This window comes from Methylocystis sp. Sn-Cys (assembly GCF_016745395.1).
Classification (GTDB): domain Bacteria; phylum Pseudomonadota; class Alphaproteobacteria; order Rhizobiales; family Beijerinckiaceae; genus Methylocystis; species Methylocystis iwaonis.
Genome location: NZ_JAERVJ010000008.1, coordinates 193,566 through 212,342, shown reverse-complemented (window position 1 = coordinate 212,342; position 18,777 = coordinate 193,566). Strand labels below are relative to the sequence as shown.

Annotated in this window: 14 protein-coding genes and 1 pseudogene; 4 read left to right on the top strand and 11 right to left on the bottom strand. The window is 63.4% G+C overall.

The annotated features are described in order from the left end of the window. Positions 1-7 precede the first annotated feature (7 nt). Positions 8-538, top strand: a complete 531-nt coding sequence (locus JJT62_RS15755; protein WP_202073757.1) for an AAA family ATPase — start codon at positions 8-10, stop codon at positions 536-538. 303 nt (positions 539-841) lie between these two features. Here the strand turns inward: JJT62_RS15755 and JJT62_RS15750 are convergent, their stop codons facing one another. From JJT62_RS15750 to JJT62_RS15705, 10 genes are all read right to left on the bottom strand, one after another. After that, positions 842-2,929 carry an acetate--CoA ligase family protein gene (locus tag JJT62_RS15750; RefSeq protein ID WP_202073718.1) on the bottom strand — a complete coding sequence of 696 codons (2,088 nt, stop codon included), beginning with the start codon at positions 2,927-2,929 and terminating at the stop codon, positions 842-844. After that, positions 2,926-3,927 (bottom strand): 1-aminocyclopropane-1-carboxylate deaminase/D-cysteine desulfhydrase, encoded by a 1,002-nt coding sequence (locus JJT62_RS15745; protein WP_202073717.1) that lies wholly within the window; start codon positions 3,925-3,927, stop codon positions 2,926-2,928. The genes JJT62_RS15750 and JJT62_RS15745 overlap by 4 nt, the downstream gene beginning before the upstream one ends. Beyond that, entirely contained in the window at positions 3,924-5,285 is a 1,362-nt protein-coding gene (locus JJT62_RS15740; protein WP_202073716.1) for an adenylosuccinate lyase family protein, read from the bottom strand. The genes JJT62_RS15745 and JJT62_RS15740 overlap by 4 nt, the downstream gene beginning before the upstream one ends. Continuing rightward, positions 5,282-6,793, bottom strand: coding sequence for an argininosuccinate lyase (locus JJT62_RS15735; RefSeq protein ID WP_202073715.1), 1,512 nt, complete (start codon positions 6,791-6,793; stop codon positions 5,282-5,284). Before JJT62_RS15735 ends, JJT62_RS15740 begins: the two co-directional genes overlap by 4 nt. Further along, positions 6,790-7,671, bottom strand: a complete 882-nt coding sequence (locus JJT62_RS15730; RefSeq protein WP_202073758.1) for a phosphosulfolactate synthase — start codon at positions 7,669-7,671, stop codon at positions 6,790-6,792. Before JJT62_RS15730 ends, JJT62_RS15735 begins: the two co-directional genes overlap by 4 nt. Then, a complete protein-coding gene (locus tag JJT62_RS15725) occupies positions 7,668-8,585 on the bottom strand; it encodes a hypothetical protein (protein WP_202073714.1) in 918 nt (305 codons plus the stop codon). The genes JJT62_RS15730 and JJT62_RS15725 overlap by 4 nt, the downstream gene beginning before the upstream one ends. Beyond that, the gene (locus JJT62_RS15720; protein ID WP_202073713.1) at positions 8,585-9,445 is read right to left on the bottom strand and encodes a CoA transferase; all 861 of its coding nucleotides are present in this window, start codon (positions 9,443-9,445) and stop codon (positions 8,585-8,587) included. The genes JJT62_RS15725 and JJT62_RS15720 overlap by 1 nt, the downstream gene beginning before the upstream one ends. Then, complete coding sequence (locus tag JJT62_RS15715) at positions 9,442-10,398, bottom strand: CoA transferase subunit A (RefSeq protein WP_202073712.1); 957 nt, start codon at positions 10,396-10,398, stop codon at positions 9,442-9,444. The genes JJT62_RS15720 and JJT62_RS15715 overlap by 4 nt, the downstream gene beginning before the upstream one ends. After that, positions 10,395-11,990, bottom strand: a complete 1,596-nt coding sequence (locus tag JJT62_RS15710; RefSeq protein WP_202073711.1) for a GMC family oxidoreductase — start codon at positions 11,988-11,990, stop codon at positions 10,395-10,397. The genes JJT62_RS15715 and JJT62_RS15710 overlap by 4 nt, the downstream gene beginning before the upstream one ends. Before the next feature lie 299 nt (positions 11,991-12,289). Continuing rightward, positions 12,290-13,420, bottom strand: a complete 1,131-nt coding sequence (locus tag JJT62_RS15705; RefSeq protein ID WP_202073710.1) for a cobalamin-independent methionine synthase II family protein — start codon at positions 13,418-13,420, stop codon at positions 12,290-12,292. Between the two features lie 506 nt (positions 13,421-13,926). On the opposite strand from JJT62_RS15705, the gene JJT62_RS15700 reads away from it, so the two are divergent. Further along, on the top strand, positions 13,927-15,483 hold the full coding sequence (locus JJT62_RS15700; RefSeq protein ID WP_202073709.1) for an FAD-dependent oxidoreductase: 1,557 nt from the start codon (positions 13,927-13,929) through the stop codon (positions 15,481-15,483). A 10-nt stretch (positions 15,484-15,493) separates the two neighbouring features. Then, positions 15,494-16,261, top strand: coding sequence for an SDR family NAD(P)-dependent oxidoreductase (locus tag JJT62_RS15695; RefSeq protein ID WP_202073708.1), 768 nt, complete (start codon positions 15,494-15,496; stop codon positions 16,259-16,261). A gap of 376 nt (positions 16,262-16,637) precedes the next feature. Here JJT62_RS15695 and JJT62_RS15690 read toward each other — a convergent pair whose 3' ends face one another. Beyond that, positions 16,638-18,179 carry a DUF499 domain-containing protein gene (locus JJT62_RS15690; RefSeq protein WP_246744939.1) on the bottom strand — a complete coding sequence of 514 codons (1,542 nt, stop codon included), beginning with the start codon at positions 18,177-18,179 and terminating at the stop codon, positions 16,638-16,640. On the opposite strand from JJT62_RS15690, the pseudogene JJT62_RS15685 reads away from it, so the two are divergent. Then, a pseudogene (locus tag JJT62_RS15685) lies at positions 18,150-18,593 on the top strand (type IV secretion system protein); the annotation flags it as partial. The gene JJT62_RS15690 and the pseudogene JJT62_RS15685 sit on opposite strands and share 30 nt — an antisense overlap. Between the last annotated feature and the right edge of the window lie 184 nt (positions 18,594-18,777).

Below are 18,777 nucleotides of genomic sequence, written 5' to 3'. Positions count from 1 at the left end.
TTTCGTGATGATCTCTGGCTGTTCTGGCGGCGGAAAGTCGACCCTGCTGGCTGAGCTTAGCAGTCGTGGATATGCCGTGGTGGACGAACCAGGGCGGCGCATTGTGAATGAAGAATTGGCAGCCGGGGGCACGGCTCTCCCTTGGGTCGATCTGGCGGCGTTTCTTCGCCGCGCCATAGATACGGCTTTAGCTGACCGCGCCTCTGCAGCAGCTCATGAAGGATGGGTGTTCTTCGATCGCGGTCTCGTGGACGCGGAATCCGCCTTGGAGGCTCTGACGGGAGAGCCGATCTCGCGATCACTTTGCATGACCAATCGCTACCATCACCGCGCTTTCATGGCTCCGCCCTGGCCCGAAATTTACGTGACGGACGCGGATCGCCGGCACGGATTGGACGCTGCAAAAGCAGAATATGATCGCTTGATGAGGGCGTTTCCCGCCCTCGGGTACGATGTAATCAGCTTGCCGAGGTCCACGGTATCGGCGCGCGCTGATTTCGTTCTAGCGTGTCTCGGTAACGCTCTGCCGAGCGGCTAACAGCGGATGAGTCGCGAAACGTCGCGAAGACGTCACTCCCGCTCGATTGTTTAAAAAAAAAGATACCCTATTGATCTAGCTTGGTTATTTATCGCCCGTAGCCCAAGAAATCGGATTGCGGGTGCGACCGTAGACATAGCCATGCGCTTCGCCGCGGAAAATCGCTCTCCTTCTTCGACGCTCGGAAAGGCGTAGGTGGACGTTATGAACACCGGAGGGGTCAGAGCGCCCAAGAAATTGCTCGCCTCCTGACCTTCGTGAATCGCGCGCGTTGCAAAACCGCGCTTCTTATTTTTCAGCCTTTCACGCATGAGGGTCCCCCTCCGCGTTGCGGATTCGCATACGTACGTCGACGATCTTGAATCCGTCACCGGATGCGATTAGCGGATTAATGTCGAGTTCGTCGAGCCAGCTCGCGGCGGCGAACCATTGAGAGACGTCGGCCAGAAGGCGCGCAAACATTAGAATATCGATCGGCGGCGCGCCTCTGAACCCTGCGAAAAGCCTCCGCCCCTTCAGCTTCTCCACCATGCGCACGGCTTCGTCTATGTCGATCGGCGCCAAGCGGACGCCGATGTCGTTGAAGGCTTCGATCCAAACGCCCCCCAGACCGGCGAGCACGATCGGACCGAAGGAGGGATCGCGTCGGCCGCCGATGACGAGTTCGAGGCCCGGCTTCGCCTGCCGCTGCAGGAGCGCCGGTCCCGGTCCGAGCCTTTGGCTGAAATCCATGAAAGCGCCGACGACTGAATCACGGTCAGCAAGACCGAGGCGCACGGCGCCCTGGTCACTTTTGTGGATCAATCCAGGGCGCTCCGCTTTGAGGACGACCGGGAAGCCCATCTGTTCCGCAGCGGCGGCGGCTTCCTCTGCGGATGAGACGACGACCAACGGCTCGATGGGGAAGCCCGCCTGCGCGAGCAGTGAAAATGCCTGAGGCGTTGGCGCCCAGCCATCCGCGTCGCACAGCGCCGGCGCCGCGCTCGAAGCGGCAACCGTATTTTGTCGAGCATCTGCGGCTCGAGCGGTGGTCGCGGCGAGCGCCGAGGCGGTCCCCGCCGGCCACAGATGACAGGGTATTCCGGCCTCGAGCAGGCGCGCGCGATTGGCGTCGGCCGACCTTGGCGCGACCCAGCAAATGTGAAGCGGCTTTTGCGACCCTGCATCCCGAGACTTGCGAAGCGCGACCGCAACCGCGTCGCCCACTTCCGGCATGAGCGCGGAGCGTTGCAGCAACACGGGAACAACCGCGTCGACTTCGTCGCTCCTCATGAGCGCTTCGACCGCAGCCCCATACATTTGCGGAAATCGCGCCCAGTCGGTCGTCACGTCGATCGGGTTGGCGGGCGATCCATGCGGCGGCAGCGTCTGTGCAATTTTTTGCTGCAACTCCGGCGAGAGTTCCGGAACGGCGAGGCCTTGCGATTCCAGTAGGTCGGTCAGTTCGACGCCGACGCCGCCCGAATTGGTGATGATGGCGATCCGTCGCCCCCGCAAGGGCGGCTGACGAGCGAGAGACGCTGCGACCTCGAGCAGCGAAAATCCGTCGTCGACGACATGCGCGCCAGCTTGACGCAGCGCTGCCTCGGTGACCACGGCGTCGCTCGAAAGCGCCGCCGTATGACTCGCGGCCGCGCGTTGCGCCGAAGGATGCCTGCCTGTCTTCAGCGCGACGACCGGCTTGGACGACGTTATCGCTGCAATCGTCTCGAAAAGGCGACGGCCATCACGAAACGACTCGAGCAGCAGCGCAATGACGCGCGTCTCGGGATCGCTGCCGAGATAGGCGATGATATCCGCTTCATCGACGTCTGCCTTGTTCCCGAGCGCCACGATTTTCGAGAATCCCATGCCCTCGTCGATCGAGCGGGAATAAGCGGCCATCCCATAGGCGCCGCTCTGCGTGACGAGCGAAATGCCGCCTGTTCTCGGAAGTCCGATGGAAAGCGAGGCGTTGAGCCCGCAATGCGCATTGATGACGCCAAAGCAGTTGGGCCCGACGACCCGAACGCGATGTGTTCGCGCGGCCTCGATCGCCTTTCGCTGCAAGAGGGCGCCTTCCGCGCCTGTTTCGGCAAAGCCGCCGGAAATGACGACGGCGACGGGTATGCTTGCGCGGCCGCAATCCTCAATGACCGATGGGAGCGTCGCGGCCGGAGTCACGATGATGGCGAGATCGACAGGCGACGGCGCCGCGTCGAGACGCGGAAAGGTCGGACGGCCGAGCAGTTCGGTTGCGCTCGGGTGGATGCCGATAACGTCTCCGGCAAAGCCCGACTCGGCGGAAGCGAGGTTGCTCAGGAACAGCGCGCCGGCTTTGCCCGGCGTAGCCGACGCGCCGACAACCGCCACGCGGCGCGGGTTGAACAAAGCTGTGCGCCAATCGCTCATGACGCCTCCATGCCGGTTGTGAAAAGCGCCGGCGACCCGCCGGTGTGGAGGAACAAAACGTCGTGCGCGCTTGCATAAGCGCCACGCGCGCACAGGGCGCAATAGCCCGCCATTGCCTTGCCGGTGTAGACGGGATCGAGAAAGATCGCCTGCGCGCGGGCTGTCGCTCCGATCGCCTCTTGCCCCTCGCGCGACGGAACGCCACAGCCCGCGCCAATGAAGCCGTCGTGAACGCGAAACGCCACGGAGTCTACGTTGACGTCACTGCCGATCAGCGCCGCGCTCGCCGCCGCGAGACGGCGCGCCTGCGCCGTCGCTTCCGATGCAGGCCTGCTCACCGTAAAGGCTTCGATCCGCCATGGGGCGCCGAACAGCGCGGCGCCGAGCAGCCAACCGGCGAGCGTCGCCGCGCCGCCGACAGGCATGACGACGCATCCGGGCGACACGCCAAGCGCCGCGCATTGCGCCATGGTCTCGCGCACGGCGAGCGCGTGGGCGAGCGCTGCAAGCGGACAGGCGCCGCCGCGCGGGATCACATAGGGGCGCCCGCCACGCGAGCGGATATCGGAGGCGGCCTGTTCCAGGCCGGCGTCAACCGAGGCGCGATCCGCGTCGCCAGTGAATCGAATGACCGCGCCGAGCATGACCGTGAGGCGGTGATTGCCTTCGGCGCGCGGCGAAGGCGCACCCCAATAAACTATGCGGCTGGCCAGCCCCTCAAGTGATGCGATCGCGGCGGTTGCGCGCACGTGATTGGACAAAACGCCCGCGCCAGTCACCAGCGTATCCGCGCCTTTTGCAAGGGCGTCCGCTACGACGAGGTCGAGCGCGCGCACCTTGTTGCCGCCAAAGGCGACGGGGATCAGATCGTCGCGCTTGAACCAAAGTCTCGGACCGCCGAGCGCAGCGGACAATCGCGGCGCCGCGTGTAAGGGCGTCGGCTCGGGGATAAGCGACAGCCGTGGCAGAGCGTCCAGTCGCGTAGCCCATCCCGTCATGTCGGCGCCTTCTGTGCGAGCAGACGATCGACGAGCGCGACGCATTGACCCGTCTGCGCGGATGGATCGAGCAGCCGCGCGATTTCGTCGTCGCCAAGATGCGACCGTATGGTCTCGTCACGCGCGACGACGTCCGGGAAGGAGCGTCCCTCCGCCCGCGCGACAGCCGAAAGGGACATCACGACTCGATGCGCCTCGGGTTTGCCGATGCGCCGGGCGAGCGCAATCATCACGCCTTCCGAAAGAGCGAAACCGCCATTCGCCGCGAGATTGACGCGCATGCGTTCTGTATCGACTTCGACAGTCTCGAGCAGGGCGGCTAGGAGCGAAAGGGCTTTGCCGGCGGCCATGGTCAGCTCCGGAATCGCGTTCCACTCTACTTTCCAGGACCGTCCGTCGCGCTCGTGATCATGCACCAGACTCTCGAGCAGCAGGTTCGAATTGGCGCGCACGACGCGGGCCAATGTTCCGAGATGCTCCGCCGTCTCGGGGTTGCGCTTGTGCGGCATGGTGATGCTGCCGACCCCTTTGGCGAGCGCCGCCTCTCGCAGCTCACCGATCTCGTCGCGTTGCAGATTGTATATCTCGTGGCCAATGCGGTCGGCGGTCGCCGACACGAGCGCGAGGAGTTGCCCCCACTCGGCATATCGATCCCGGCTTGCGGTCCAGGACATATCGGGGACAGCCAGGCCGACGCGCTCCAGGAAGCGCTGTTGCAGCGCAAGCGCATCCGTCCCGAGCGCCGAAAGGCTGCCGACGCCGCCGCAAAGTTGACCGACATCAGTGCGGGCGGCGGCTTCGTCGAAGCGCATTCGATGGCGGCGTAACTCCGCAAGCCAACCGGCGACCTTGAAGCCGAAGGTGATCGGGAGGCCCTGCTGGCCATGCGTCCGCCCGGGCATGATCGTCTGTCGGTGACGCCGGCATAGGGCTTCGCAAGCTGTCATCGCGCGTTCAAGATCGTCAGTGAGCAGACGACGAGCGGCGCGCAGGGCAAGCACGAGCCATGTGTCCGTGACATCCTGCACGGTGGCGCCAAAGTAAAACCATTCGGAGCCAGACGAAGCGCAACGACGCGCAACCGCGGCGATGAGACCAGCCGTCGAATGCGCGGTGGCTTCATATCCATCGCGGCACTCAGCCAGAAAGTCGTCGTCGACGCACAGCGAGGCGCACGTTGTCTTTATGTCCTGCGCCGCGTCGGATGGAATCACGCCGTGCTCGGCCTGAACTTCAGCAAGGATGGCAAGAAGCTCGATCCATCTGCGGGTGCGCGGAATGTCGTCGAAAAGCTCGCGCATCTCGGGCGTGGACCAGGCGCCGCCATAAATCGCGGAGGCAAAGGACCAGCCTGTCATCGGGCATCCCCCGCAAAGCTGCGCGCCTCGGCGAAAAGCGCATCGATTGCGGCCTTCCGGTCGGCCCGCCTCTGCGCAATCTGTCCCCGGCGCTCGCGCGCCGCTCTGCTCAACTCTTCCGCCATCGCGGCCATTTCCTTCGGCGAGGCGCATCCGACGTCTTTTCGCGCACCCACGCAACGCGTCAAATCGAGCGCTAAGGCGAGTATGTCTGCTGTGTTTATGACTTCCTCTCCAGCCCCGGCGCTTCGCAGCGCGGCGCCCAGGTCTTCCGGCGTCGCATCCGCGAGCGTCCGCCCTTGCGCCTCCAGATTTGCAACGAGCCGACCAACCGCGCCATGCGCACGCCGATAGTCGATCTTGGCTTCCGCGGTAAGTCGTTCAGCAAGGTCGGCGGCGCAGACCCCGCGATCTTCGAGCGCCTGCAAGGCGCGCTTCTGGTTGAATTCGAGATCGTCGACGCATTCGGCCACGAGCAGAGCCGCCTCTCCCGCGGCGCGCAAAGCCTCAGGGATTGCGCCGTAAGCATACAGGCGATTATCCATCTGCCCGGACGGCGTGCGCCCCGCCGCGGCAACCCCGGCCTGCACGCCAAGGAGTCGATTGGCCGTGGCGCGCGCAAAAGCGAGAGCGAAGGGGTTGCGCTTCTGCGGCATGATCTTGCTGGCGCGAGAATGGCCGTCGGCCAGCCGAACGAAGCCGAACTCGGCGCTCGCGAAGATCATCAAATCTTCCGCGAGGCGACTGAGATTAACGCACACTGAGACGGCGATTGCGCAGGCCTCGATGGCGAGATCGTGCATCCACATGGCGTCGCGCGCGTGCCGCACCGGCTCGGTGAAGCCCAGGCGCCTTGCAATCGCCCACCGATCTTGTGCAATCACCGAACCATTAGCGCTTCCGATGCCGGCCGGACATTGGTTCATGCGCGCATGAAGCTCGGTCGCCCGGTCCCAGTCGCGCAGCAACGGCCAGGCGAAGCTTTGAAGATAGTGCCCGAATGTCGTTGGTTGCGCCGCCTGCAGATAGGTGTAGTCGGGCATCACGCTGTCCTTGTGGCGTCGGGAGACAGCGCTCGAGGCCTCGACTGCCGTAGCGAGCGCGTCGCACAGATTGCAGAGCGCGTCGCAGACCTTCAGATGATATGCCGTCGTCAAGGCTTCGCGCCTTGCGCGCGCTACCCCTAGCCAGCCTGCGGCCGCCGTCTTGCGCGTGAGCCAGGCCTCCCGATTCGTGTAGAGATCCCCAAATTCGGGACCGGGTTCGAAATCTCCGGCCCGTTGCAAGTCGAGCAGCGCGCCGATCAGCTCGCGCGCCGGCGCCTGCGGAATGACCCCGGCGTCGGCGAGGCAAAGCGTGTGGGCGAGATCGACCCAGCCGACCATCTCGGCAAGGCCCATCTGTGCGTCGAGTTCCTCGCTGAACGCCAGGGCGACGAGGCGCGCCGACGGCGATTGTGAAAGGCGCTCGCCGATCTCCAGCGCCCCAGCGCGCGGATCGTCGCTCATTCGTCGCTCGCAGTTGATGAAAGAGTTTTATCTTCGATGCGTGCGGGGTCCCAAACCCCGGCGTCCCTCGAATGCTTGGCGACGGCTGCGAAGCTCTCGAACCGCAGGCCGCAGCGTAGCGCCTCGAGCGCCAGACACTGGTGAGGCGGAATATTGCCGAGGCTCACATTGGCGCCGAAGCGACAGACGAGATAGGCCTGCTGCGCGCGTAGCGGCGCCTCCCAGATCATGCGGGACGCAGCGTCCCCGACGAGCCGCGTCACCTCATCCAGATAGGAAGAACGAATGTCGCCCGCACGATCGTAAATTCCGACGCCTTGGCCGCTCTCCCTTCCTTCGATGATCACCCATCTCGCGCCCCATTCGAGGTCGCGCAGGACCTGCGCGGCAAGTTCGTCGGCGACGGGTTGTCGGGCCGGATCCTTTCGTCCCACCTCTGTGATCGGCTGCAATCCGGCGTTTCTGGCGCAATCGATCATCCGGCGGCGGCGTTCCCCGGGGAGGTCGATCGTGCCCTCGGAAATTTCAACGGCTTCAAATCCGAGCTCGGCGGCGCGCGTCATGAAGACGCGGCAATGCTCCTGCACGACGGCCGCCTCGAGAAGGGTCCCGCCCGGATAGGACACAATATTGTGGCTGCGCAGCAATGAAAGCTTTGCTTCGAGCGCAGCGCGCGGCATCAGGGCCGTCGTCCCGAAGCCGAATTTCCAGTGGTCGATATGGTGGGCCGCGAGGTCGAGTATATCGCGCATGGCCGACAGGCCGAGGCCGGTGTCGATCACCATGGTCACGCCGGCGACGCGCGGCCGGCGCAGGCGTCGATTGACGATCGCATCGAGCGACCAGACGCCTTTCCAGGCGGAGTCGAGGCTATTCACGACTGCGCCTCCAAATGCTGGGACAGCGCCCGGAGGGCGCGTTCGACCATCGGCAGGTCCGCTCCCCACGGCACGATGAGCGTCTCCCCGTCGCGCTCGATGTCGAACTCGAGCAAACAGCATTTCAGAATAGTCGGCTCGCTTCGTCCTCCGGCGATGACGCGCGGACACATTTCGATACGTGGCGGCTCGTCGCCGTAATAGTGTCGGTGAAACTGAAGGCTTCGTTCGCAGCCGATCAAGGTCCACGCTTCGCGCGCCGGCGGCCGCTCGTCGAGATAGTGGATCGGCGCGCCGAGATCGTCGAGGCCGCCAGATCGGCAGGGTACGAGAAAGGCCGCGGGCGTTTCGCCTCGTACGAGCGAGGTCAGTTCGACGCGCTCGAGGATCGGGACGATGGGCGGCAGATCGGCATAGCTGAGCACGTGGCGCACCAGATCGAACAGCTTGGGAGGCTCCGGCGGCGTAACCTCGACCACACGCAGCATGAGAGGCCGCGGATGGTGGATGAAATTCACGTGGTCGAACTTGCCCTCGCAGATCAGTGTGCGATCGGCGCCGACATTATGTTCGAGCGCCAGCCGCGCCAGCGCCGAACGGTTGCCGCAATCGGTCTCAGGATCACGGACATAGACGCACGTCTCGGGGAGACCCAGCACTTCGACGCCCATAATCGGCGAAAACAGCGGCGCGCGGTCCTGCGCATTCACCGCCACGACGGCGCGCCGGGCATCGGGTCCGCAAAGAACAATGAATTCCGTGCGTCGATAAGTTTCGCGGCCCAGCAGATGCCCGACGATTGCCGCTTCGGTCATGTCGCCGGCGTAGGGCTGCACGCTGACGCCACGGTAAGGCAGGGGAACGACATTGAGCCTGTCCCGATAGGCCGGCGCGCGGGCAAGCCGCTCTCTCATTACGCGCGCTCCTCACGCTGCTCGACGAGGTCGAAGCGCCGCTTCAAATCCACCGGCCGGATTTCCTTCTCGTGCACGCGCAGCGGATCGAGCTTGCGGATCAGATCGACGACGGACCGCGTCGGCGGCGCGATGACGCCGACGCGATCCGCCATCGGAAGCGCAAAGCCGGTGTTTTCCTGCGCGTCCTCGATCGTCGTGTCGGGATAGAGCGCGACGAGGCGCATATGGCCATCCGCCTCGTAATCGAAAAGGCCGAGCTCTGTAACCAGAAACTGCGGGCCGCGGCCGCGATGGCCATATGCCTTTCTGGGCCGTCCCGCAGCGTCGCGATGGCCGAGATTGGTGATGAAGTCGCAAGCCTCGACCAGCCGAAAGCGGCGTCGTCCCTTCGCGTCGATCTCGGCGCGATGCGCGGGCGTCCAGAGGGTGACGCGTTGCGCATCGCATGAGAGATTGCCGCCGCCGCCGCCGCCCGGAAGCTTCATCGCCATGCGCGGCGCGCCGAGCGCCGTCACATTGCAATTGCCCCACCGATCGATCTGCAGACCGGAAAGGAACATCCGCCCAAGCCGCCCGGCCGCTGCGAGATCGAACAATTCTTCGATGCCGAGCGAAGCGGCCGCGCCCTGATCCATGGCCCAGTCATTGGAAGTGGGCGTCAGGAAACGCGGCGCGGGGTCGACCCCGTAAGTGGCCCCGGCGACGAGCCCCATGCGCGGCGCATGCGTGCGCTTGGCGACATGCATCGCGAGTTGCACGAGGGGTGAGCCAAAACCGTGAAAGACGAGCTCGCCGTCCTGTATGGTGCGCGTCAACGCCGTGATCATCATTTCGCCGAGAGTGCAGCTTGCAATCATGCCGGCGCCTCGTCGCGATAGAGGTTCATCCAGGCGTCGTCGCCATTCGCCCAGGACGCAAGCCGCGCGCGCGTGGCCTCTCCGCCGATGCGTGCAAGATAGGCGTCATGGGACGCGGCGCCGTGCACGAAGACGTCGAGGTAGTTGCTCTTGAAGCTTTCAGCGCCTGCACGCGCCGCCGCGTGGTAGAGCGCCGTATGCGGCCGGTCGTATCCGTAGAATGGATAGCATGCTGTCGGATGGGCGCCCATCGGCGCTTCGCAGATTGCTGCGACGTAGAAATAGGGAAGAACAGCGCCGGTCATGCCCTGCAGGTCCTGCGTTGTAACGATCTTCTCCACTGTCGCCAGAACGAGTTTCGACGCGCGTGCGAAAAGCAGATCGGCCACCGGCGGCCCTTGAATGACGAGATTTCCCCTCTCGTCCCCATATTGGGCATGGATCAACGCGACGTCTGGCTCCAACGCTGGCACGAGCAGCAGTTCCTCCCCGGTAAAGGGGCAGGTCATAAGCCTGTATTCAGGGTGCAGCGTCATAAAGCCCGTGCCGCGCACGGAGCGTATCGGCATGAACGGCAATCCCTGGATCGCCGCGCGCAACTGCTGCACCAGCGTATAGCAGCAGCTGTCCGCCACTTCGACGGCGCCAGATTCGAGCGCGCGACGGTAGTTTGGCGCAAGGCCAAAATCCTGCTCGAAACCGACATAACTCTCGGCGGAACGCGCCAGGGCGCCGCCCGCGCAGAGAAGGTCGACGTCGATGCCATGCGCCGAACCGACGACCGTCAGACCCGTCGCCCCTCTGCGCAGCAGCGCGCGCAAGAGCGCCATGGGTTCGCGAGACGACAGGCCGCCGCCAACCGCGACGATGGTGCCGTCGGGGACCATGGACGCAAGTTCGTCCAGAGTGCGCCGCTTGTCCGGCTCGGTTCGAATTTCGCGCGGCGACGTCATGGGGCCCCCGCGGACTGGCTGCGGATCATGTCGGCGGCCTTTTCGGCGATCATGATAACCGGCGCGTTGGTGTTCCCGCTGACGATCGTCGGCATCACCGAGGCGTCGACGATCCTCAGTCCCGTGACGCCCTGCACGCAAAGTTGGGCGTCGACGACGGCCATGTCGTCGCAGCCCATCTTACAAGTTCCCGCCGGATGCCAGGTCGTGGACGCTGTGCGGCGCACAAACGCTTCGATTTCCGCCAGGCTTCTCGCCGCAACGCCCGGCGCAATCTCCTCGCCGCGAATATCGTCGAACGCTTTGGCGTGGAGAAGCTGCAAGCTGCATTGCACGCCCTCGATGGCGAGTCTCAAATCGTCGGGATCCGCAAGGTAGTTGAAGTCGACGGACGGCCGATCGAGCGGATCCGACGATAAGAGCGAGACGGAGCCGCGGCTGCGCGGGCGATTGACATAGGCGGTGAACGTCAGACCGTGTCGATTGGTCGGCCCTGCTTCCGGATAGTCGGGCGCGAGCTGGGCGAGGAAGAAAAGCTGCAACTCGGGGCTTGCTTCCCGAAGTCTCACGAAAGCGCCGGCCTCCAGAAAATTGGACGCCAGCGGCCCGCTTCGGTCCTTTTCATATTGCCGCCGCGCCGCCGCCTTCTGCGTTTCATCGAGGCCGCCAAAGGTGCGCGGCTGCGTGATCGCGCATCTGACCCGCGTATGCAGATGGTCCTGCAGGTTCTTCCCGACGCCAGGCAGATGGACGCGGACGTCGATGCCCTGCCTGTCGAGCTCCGCCTTTGGCCCAATGCCCGAAAGCATGAGCAAAAGCGGCGACCGCAACGCGCCCGCTGAGAGAATGACTTCGCTTTCGGCGCGCGCGGTCTCGGCCGAGCCGAGTCGCACATAGTGGACGCCGACCGCGCGGCGTCCGTCGAAGCGCAACCGCGTCGCGCGCGCGTGCGTTAACGTAGTCAAATTCTTGCGATGGCGTGCTGGCGCAAGAAATGCGTCTGCGGCGCTGCATCGCGCGCCATCGGCGATCGTCGCTTGCAAAGGACCGCAGCCTTCCTGCGTTTCTCCATTGAAGTCCGGGTTGAACGGAAGGCCGATCTCGTTTCCTCCCGCGAAATATCGCTCGAGCAGCGGACCGGGCTTGTGACTCGAGACTGCAAGCGGCCCGTCGACGCCGTGGAAGCGGTCCGAAAAATCACGATTTCCTTCCGATTTGCGGAAATAGGGCAGCACGTCCTCGTACGACCAGCCCTTCGCGCCCGCCGCCGCCCAACCATCGTAATCGCTGCGATTGCCGCGGATGTAGATCATGTAGTTGATGGCGCTCGACCCGCCGAGCGCGCGGCCTTGCGGCAGGAAAACCCGCCTTCCATTCAAATTTGCTTGGGGCGGCGTGCGGTCGCCCCAGTCGAAAGCGCTGTCTTGCAAGCTTCCATACAGCGCCGGCGTCCGAACGAGCGGCAAGTCGCTCTCGCCGCCCGCTTCAAGTAGCAGGACGCGGCAATTCGGGTCCTCGGTCAGCCTGTTCGCGAGCACGCAGCCGGCCGATCCAGCGCCAACGATGATGTAATCGTAAACAGCTTCGCCCATTGTCTAGCCGTCTATTGGAGCACACGTCGGCGCGGACGCCGCCGCAGGCCCGCAACACAGGCAGCCAGACCCGTGGCCCTCTTCCCACGGGTGTCTCTCCGCCATCGTCAGCTCGGGCGTTGCGCGTCGGACTTTGCAGTTGCCGCAAACCCATTCCGCGGGCATGCGGCAGCCGTCGAGGACGAGCGTCCTCGTGACGTTCCCGCAATCGGGACATGCAATGACAAATACGGGCATGGGCGCGGCTCCAGCGCGATCAAAGGGGCGCGGCGGGTACCTACCGCCGCGCCGCGAGAGGATCACTCGGCCGCGATTGGTTGCCTTATTTGTTCACGCACGAGCTTCACGCCTTCCACGAGAGCGTGCAGCTTGTCCTGTGCAATGTAGCGTTGCAGCAAGATGAGGCCGCAGTCGGTCGTCACGCCGAGACGGTCTGCCGGAATGACCTTCAACAGATTATTGATGCGCTCCGCCACCTGCGTCGCGGTCTCGGTGATGGTGCTTTTGACGTCGATGACGCCGGCCCAAAAATCGACATTGTCGGGAAGCGGGAATTCCTTGAAGGCGTCGAGGCCCGACATGTCGTCGATGCGGCGACCGCAGTTCTCCAGGTTCAAGACGTTTATGTTAGCCTCGTAAGCCTTCGGCACGATTGCGCGAGTCGCCGCCGGCGCCTTCGCGCTATCCTTACGCTTGGTCAGGTCATAAATCTCGCCGGGCTTACCAGTCTCATCAGGATAATAGGCAGGCGTGCCGCCCCAATTGCCCCAGCACACATGCACGACGATGCGCGCGTTTTTCACGCCCTCGACGGCCGTGTTGAACGCCTCAATGGCCCAGTCCTCGAAGAAATAGGGCCAGGTGAACTCGTCGAGCTGAATGAAGTCGACGCCGAGCGCGTCGACTTCGCGAATGTCCTCGTTCATTGCGGCGGCGATAGCGAGGGCGCGATCGCGCGAGCTCTTATAGAAGAGGTCGTTTGTGCACTGCGCAAGAACTTGAACGCCGGTATACTGAACTTTCGTCGGTTTGCTCGTGGCGCGCTTCAAGGCGCGCGCTTGCTCAACCATGATGGCGCCACGGCGCTTGATCTCCTGCTCGACCGTGCCCGTGTGGAGGCGGCTGTAGATCGGGAAGCCGAGATGACCGCCGCGCAGATTATATCCGAGCCTCCGGAAATAGTGATACACGGCCGTGTCCGCATAATTATCGCCATGCACACGGCCGTCCGAGATAATATCCAACCCCGCGCGTTCCTGATCGTTGGCGATCGCGCCGATAGCATCCTCTAAAGCTTCGCGGCTAAGCGAATCCGGCGGCTCCCGATTGCCCTCGAACTGCCTGGCGAAAGAAGCGTCCCACCAGCGCGGATTGGGATAATTGCCGACCATGCTGGTCGGAATCAATATATCTCGGCCACTGATCTTCATGGGTCCCCTCCGTCGACTTTTTCTTCGAGCTTCGATTGGACCGCATCTCATCCATTCAAAAACCGAAACTGATGAAAGTCAACGCAGGGACGCCGCGTTAGGTTCCTTGCACGCACCCGACGGGAGGCAAAGCAGCGTCACAGCGACGGGCCTCGACCGTGTAGTCCCATTGCCGATTATGTCGGTCCGCCGCGCGCCTCGATCACCCAAATGAATGAAGCGGAGTTCGACTTTTCGCTGGGCGCGCCTTGTTCGAAAAAACGCGATCACGCTTTTCGGCTATGCGGGTCTCGCCTTGGGGATCGTCATCAGGCAAATGAAAGGGCATGGATGACCTTTGGTTCGTCATCATCGCCAGGGCAAAGTTTCTGATCCGTAGCGCCATCGAGATTTGAAGGCGCCTGGTTTTGACGGCTCCAATTTTCTGGAGTGTAATTCCAGCTCACCCGGCACGCCATCGAACGCCTGATCAAATCTGTCGGCGAGTAGCGTAATTGGAGAATGCGATGACGCTGCGTCGGGGCTTTCTAACCATCTCGCAATGGGCGGAGAAAATCGACAACGCGCTTGCGCATCCGCAGGACGTCGGTCCGATCCGCAACATCGACGCGGGTGACGAACGTCCCTTCGACGCCATTTTCATTGGCGGCGGCGCCGCGGGCAGGTTCGGCGCGGCTTATATGCGCGCAATGGGCGGAAGGCCGCTGATCATCGATCGCTGGCCCTTCCTGGGCGGCTCGTGCCCCCATAACGCCTGCGTGCCGCATCATCTGTTTTCGGATTGCGCCGCTGAGCTCATGCTCACGCGCAGCTTTGCTGGGGAGCTGTGGTTCCCGGATCTCAGGGGGAAGATCGTGAGCATCAAGGAGGTGGTCGACCTCTTCCGCAAAGGACGCACGGGCCCACACGCCGTGATGAATTATCAAAGCAAGGAGCAACTCGATCTCGAATTCGTGCTGAATGCGCCGGCGCGCATTCTCGATGCGGAGGCGGTGGAAGCCGCGGGCGAAATTTTCCGCGCGCGCGCCCTCGTGCTCGCCTGCGGCGCCGCGGCGGCCCCATTGGATACGCCGGGCGCGCATCTTCTTGGCGTGCACACCTATGCGAGCATTGTCGAGACGCTCGACAAGGAGCCCGGGCCGACGATCGTCGTCATCGGCGGCGGCAAAACGGCTGTGGAATATGGCTGCTTCTTCAATGCAACCGGCCGCCGTGTCGTGATGCTCGTGCGCCATCGCCCGCTCGACATGATCGCCGACGGAGAGACGCGCGGCTATGCCCTCGATCGCATGCGGGAACAGGGCGTCGAAATCGTCGAGGGGGCGCATGTCGTCGAGATCATCGGAGACGCCGAGGGCCGCGCCGCCCGTGTGATCGCGGAGACGTCGACAGGGCGTCTCGAAATCGAAACGGACTTCGTCTTCCACGCGCTCGGGGAGCGGCCGCGCTCGGACATGGCGGTTGAAACACTGGGCGTCGAGGTCGACGCAAAAGGCGCGATTATCGTGGACGACGCGTTGAGGACGTCGATCCCCGGCGTCTATGCGGTCGGCGACCTCATCGGGGCGCCCATGGAAATGTTCAAGGCGCGCAAGAGCGGCGCCTTCGCCGCCCGTTCTATCATGGGCGAGGCGGTGAAGTATCGCGCGGCCGACTGGCCCGACTTTCTGCATACGCATTATGAAGTCAGTTGGCTTGGTCTGGGCGAGGAGGCCGCGCGGGCGCGTTACAGCAATGTCGTCATTCTCAAATTGCCGCCGGACACGCCCGACGGGCTGAATGTGGGGCTGCCGGCGGGCGACCGTACGATGCTCTACGCAATGGCGCGCCCGCACATGTCCGGTTTCCAGAAACTGATCCTGGACGGCGACACCCGCCGGGTGATCGGCGCTCATCATGTCGGCTACGGCGCGAAGGATGCGTTTCAATATCTGAATGCGCTCGTCAAGCGCGGCCTGACGATCGATGAACTCGGCGATCTGGACGAGCTGTTCCTGAACCCGACCTATTTCATTCAACTGGCGCGGCTCCGAGCGGGCCAGAGAAAACTCACGAGCATGTAGCGACGCGCAGATGACCGGACGCGTTTCAGGAAAGACGATCATCGTGACGGGCGGCGCCGGCGGCCTCGGCCGCGCGATCTCGCAATTGCTGGCGAGCGAAGGCGCCGCGGTGGGTATCATCGACGTCAATGGCGCGGGCGCCGAGGACGTCGCGCGGTCGTTGACGGAGGACGGCGCGAGATCGATTGGCTTGGGAGCCGACGTTTCGGACTGGCGCGCAATATCGAGTGCGGCGCGGCAGGTCGGAGAGGCGCTGGGAGACATCGACGGATTGGTCAATAATGCCGGCGTCGCCGCGCTCGGCTCTGTGCACGAAGCCGACGAAGAGTCCTGGCGAAGGATCATGAGCGTCAATGTCTGCGGCGTCGTCATGACTTCCAAGGCGGTGTTGCCCGGCATGATGGAACGGCGCCGCGGCGTGATCCTCAACATCGCGTCGATCGCAGGCCTGGTCGGCATCCAGAACATGGCCGCCTATTGCGCATCGAAGGGCGCCGTCCTCAGCCTGACGCGCCAGATGGCCGCCGACTATGCGTCCTTCGGGATTCGGATCAACTCGATTTCGCCCGGGACTATAGCTTCGACCGAGATGGGCCTGCGCCTGCTTGGCGGCGACGCTTCCCCCGAAGCGCGGTCACGCCGTTTGGCAAGGTATCCCATGGGTCGATATGCGACGGCGGAGGAAATCGCCCAGGCGGCGCTCTTCATGCTGAGCGACGAGGCCAAATTCGCGACGGGGAGCAATCTGATCCTGGATGGCGGCCTCACAGCGGTGTGATTTGCATTTAGCTTGTCAGCGCTGGCGTCCGCCTGAAGTAGGTTGGCCCCGTCATCTTTTCTACGCTATCTCGCTCCAATGCCCTCCACGGTGTCCTATTCCCCTACTCCCACTCGATTGTTCAAATCATGCCTAACATATTGACTTAATTGGCTTTCTTCGTCGGTTCTGCTCATGATCGCCTACACCAAAGGCCGTCAAAATGCTACGCTTTTGATTTCAAATGGAATTTACCCAAGAAATTTTTTTTGCATGGCGGCATCTATCGGCCTCGATTGCCTCTCCGAGTACCCTCTCAAGCGAACAGCGACGTCGCCGCACGCCCTACAAAAGTACCGTCATCGGCATAACAAAGTTCCTCCTCTTGTGCGAGGACCTACTCCACCGACTTGTCGATGAACCCGAGCGTGTTGGCGTTCTCCACCAGCGTCCGCACCTTCGCCCGGTCGAGCCCTGATGGAACTTCGGCGTCGATCTCGAGCCTCAGCTTCACCGAACTCCCCGGCAGCGTTGTGAGCTGCTCGACGATCGCTTCGACAATCTGATGGATGTCGCGGGCTGGGCGCTCCGGCGAGATCATCACGCTACCTGTGAAGCGGGTTGGCTTCCTCTCAGCAGGCGCGGTCTGGGGCGCGCTACCCTCCGGCTGTGCCCCCGTGTCTGACGCTTTCTCGCCCGGGCCTTGTGTGCCCCCGCCGCCTCCAGCCAGTACCGGAGCCGGTCGATGGGCCTCGGCCACGGCAGGTTTCACGATGACGCTGTCGCTGTCGATCACGACTGCCGCGTTAGCGGCCCGCTCGATGGCAAGGCCCAGATAGGTGTCAGACTTCTCGTCCCATCGCTCGGCATAGGCGAATGGCCCCGGGATCATCCCACTCACGGAGGCCTGCACCGCCTTGATCAGAACCTCCTGCTTGTCGTCAAGGCCGGTGTTCGGTTGCTGGTGCGTCGGCGCCGTCCCGATGAAAATTGCGCGCGCGACGCGTCTCGTCGCCGAATAGCGGTTCAGATTCGGCGCCGACTGGTCGATCTTATAAGGCGTGGACGCCGTGCCATCGACATCGCCGGCGATGATCGATTGCCAGCTCAAGTCGAGGTAGTGGAGCAATTCCGGCTCGACGCGCGGCGAACTCACGGCCACACTGCCGGGCATGATCATCACAGAGGGGTCGCCATTCATCCAAAGCTCATGGATCGCTTGCGCCATCAGGCGAAGCACGCCGCGCGTGCGCTGGAACTTCTCCAGAGACCCCCAACTCGTATAGAGTTGGTCGAACAGCTCGGGATGGATCGGATAGGCCTTTTCCAGCTTGCGCCGGTAATCCTCGTCGGCGCAGCCCTGCGGGAAGTCGTTAGCGTTCTCGCGATAGAGCTTGGCGAACTGCTTCAGCGTGTTGTCCCGGTGGTGGAATTTGTCATCGGAAATCTCTTTGAACAACCGCCGCCGGACGATCTCGTAGCTCTCCTCCTGGCTCGCAGGCCGCCACGACGATTCAACACGGCTGAAGGTCTGCTTCAGTCGCGCGAGCGCCTCCTGTCCGCCTTCGCCGCCAACCTCGATCTGCGAGGCTGGCAATGACGCGACCAGCAAGGTGCCGGGGCTCGACTTCACCGCTTCGGTTAGCGATTGGACGAACGACAAGTTCGCATCAAACGAACCCGACGGTAGCCCTTCGACCCGATAGATCTGCCGCAGATAAGCCACCCACTCGTCGATCAGGATCAAGCATGGGGCGTATTTCTTGAAGATCGTTTCGAGCAGGTGCGAGCCCGGCGCGATGCCGTTGGCGTCATTCTCGGCGATCATGTCGAAGGCTTCGGCGCCCCCGAGCTGCCAAGCCAGCTCTCCCCATGTCGTCCGGATCTTGCGGCCGCCCTCTGCATTGAGGACGTCCTGCGGCCCGGCCGCATCGCGCAAGTCGGGATCGACGCCGGTCGACCGCTACTCGACTCCCTCTCGCAGCTTCTCGGCTATGTCTCCTTCTTCGAGAACGTCATCCAGATTGCCATTCTCCTCATCGCCTGGCTCATCGTTCTCCTGAGCTTCTTCATTCTGGCGATCCAGCTCTTCGTCACGCTCGTCGAATTCAAACTGACGACGCTTGCCGGTTTCGTCCTCCTTCCCTTCGGCCTCTTCGGCAAGACCGCCTTTCTCGCAGAACGCGTCCTTGGCAATGTCGTCTCGTCGGGCGTAAAGGTTCTGGTGCTCGCGGTCATCATCGGCATCGGCTCGACGCTCTTCGCGCAATTCACGCAAGGCTTCTCGGGCCAGCTCACCGTCGACGACGCCATGGCGTTGGTGCTTGCTGCCCTCTCCCTTCTCGGTCTCGGAACAGAGCAGCAAAGGCGCTGGTTTTGCTCACAGCCCGTCATTGCGAGCGAAGCGAAGCAATCCAGGGCAGCGATGCGGCCCTGGATTGCTTCGTCGGCTCCGCCTCCTCGCAATGACGGCGCTGCGTGAACCCCACCCGGCGGCCTTTGGCCGCCGACTTCCCCGTAAAGGGGAGGTATTAGGG

Bases quoted from the DNA above. Each gene is read 5' to 3' on its own strand.
- JJT62_RS15755 (WP_202073757.1), top strand. From the start codon at position 8: ATGATCTCTGGCTGTTCTGGCGGCGGAAAGTCGACCCTGCTGGCTGAG.
- JJT62_RS15750 (WP_202073718.1), bottom strand. From the start codon at position 2,929: ATGAGCGATTGGCGCACAGCTTTGTTCAACCCGCGCCGCGTGGCGGTT.
- JJT62_RS15745 (WP_202073717.1), bottom strand. From the start codon at position 3,927: ATGACGGGATGGGCTACGCGACTGGACGCTCTGCCACGGCTGTCGCTT.
- JJT62_RS15740 (WP_202073716.1), bottom strand. From the start codon at position 5,285: ATGACAGGCTGGTCCTTTGCCTCCGCGATTTATGGCGGCGCCTGGTCC.
- JJT62_RS15735 (WP_202073715.1), bottom strand. From the start codon at position 6,793: ATGAGCGACGATCCGCGCGCTGGGGCGCTGGAGATCGGCGAGCGCCTT.
- JJT62_RS15725 (WP_202073714.1), bottom strand. From the start codon at position 8,585: ATGAGAGAGCGGCTTGCCCGCGCGCCGGCCTATCGGGACAGGCTCAAT.
- JJT62_RS15720 (WP_202073713.1), bottom strand. From the start codon at position 9,445: ATGATTGCAAGCTGCACTCTCGGCGAAATGATGATCACGGCGTTGACG.
- JJT62_RS15715 (WP_202073712.1), bottom strand. From the start codon at position 10,398: ATGACGTCGCCGCGCGAAATTCGAACCGAGCCGGACAAGCGGCGCACT.
- JJT62_RS15710 (WP_202073711.1), bottom strand. From the start codon at position 11,990: ATGGGCGAAGCTGTTTACGATTACATCATCGTTGGCGCTGGATCGGCC.
- JJT62_RS15705 (WP_202073710.1), bottom strand. From the start codon at position 13,420: ATGAAGATCAGTGGCCGAGATATATTGATTCCGACCAGCATGGTCGGC.
- JJT62_RS15700 (WP_202073709.1), top strand. From the start codon at position 13,927: ATGACGCTGCGTCGGGGCTTTCTAACCATCTCGCAATGGGCGGAGAAA.
- JJT62_RS15695 (WP_202073708.1), top strand. From the start codon at position 15,494: ATGACCGGACGCGTTTCAGGAAAGACGATCATCGTGACGGGCGGCGCC.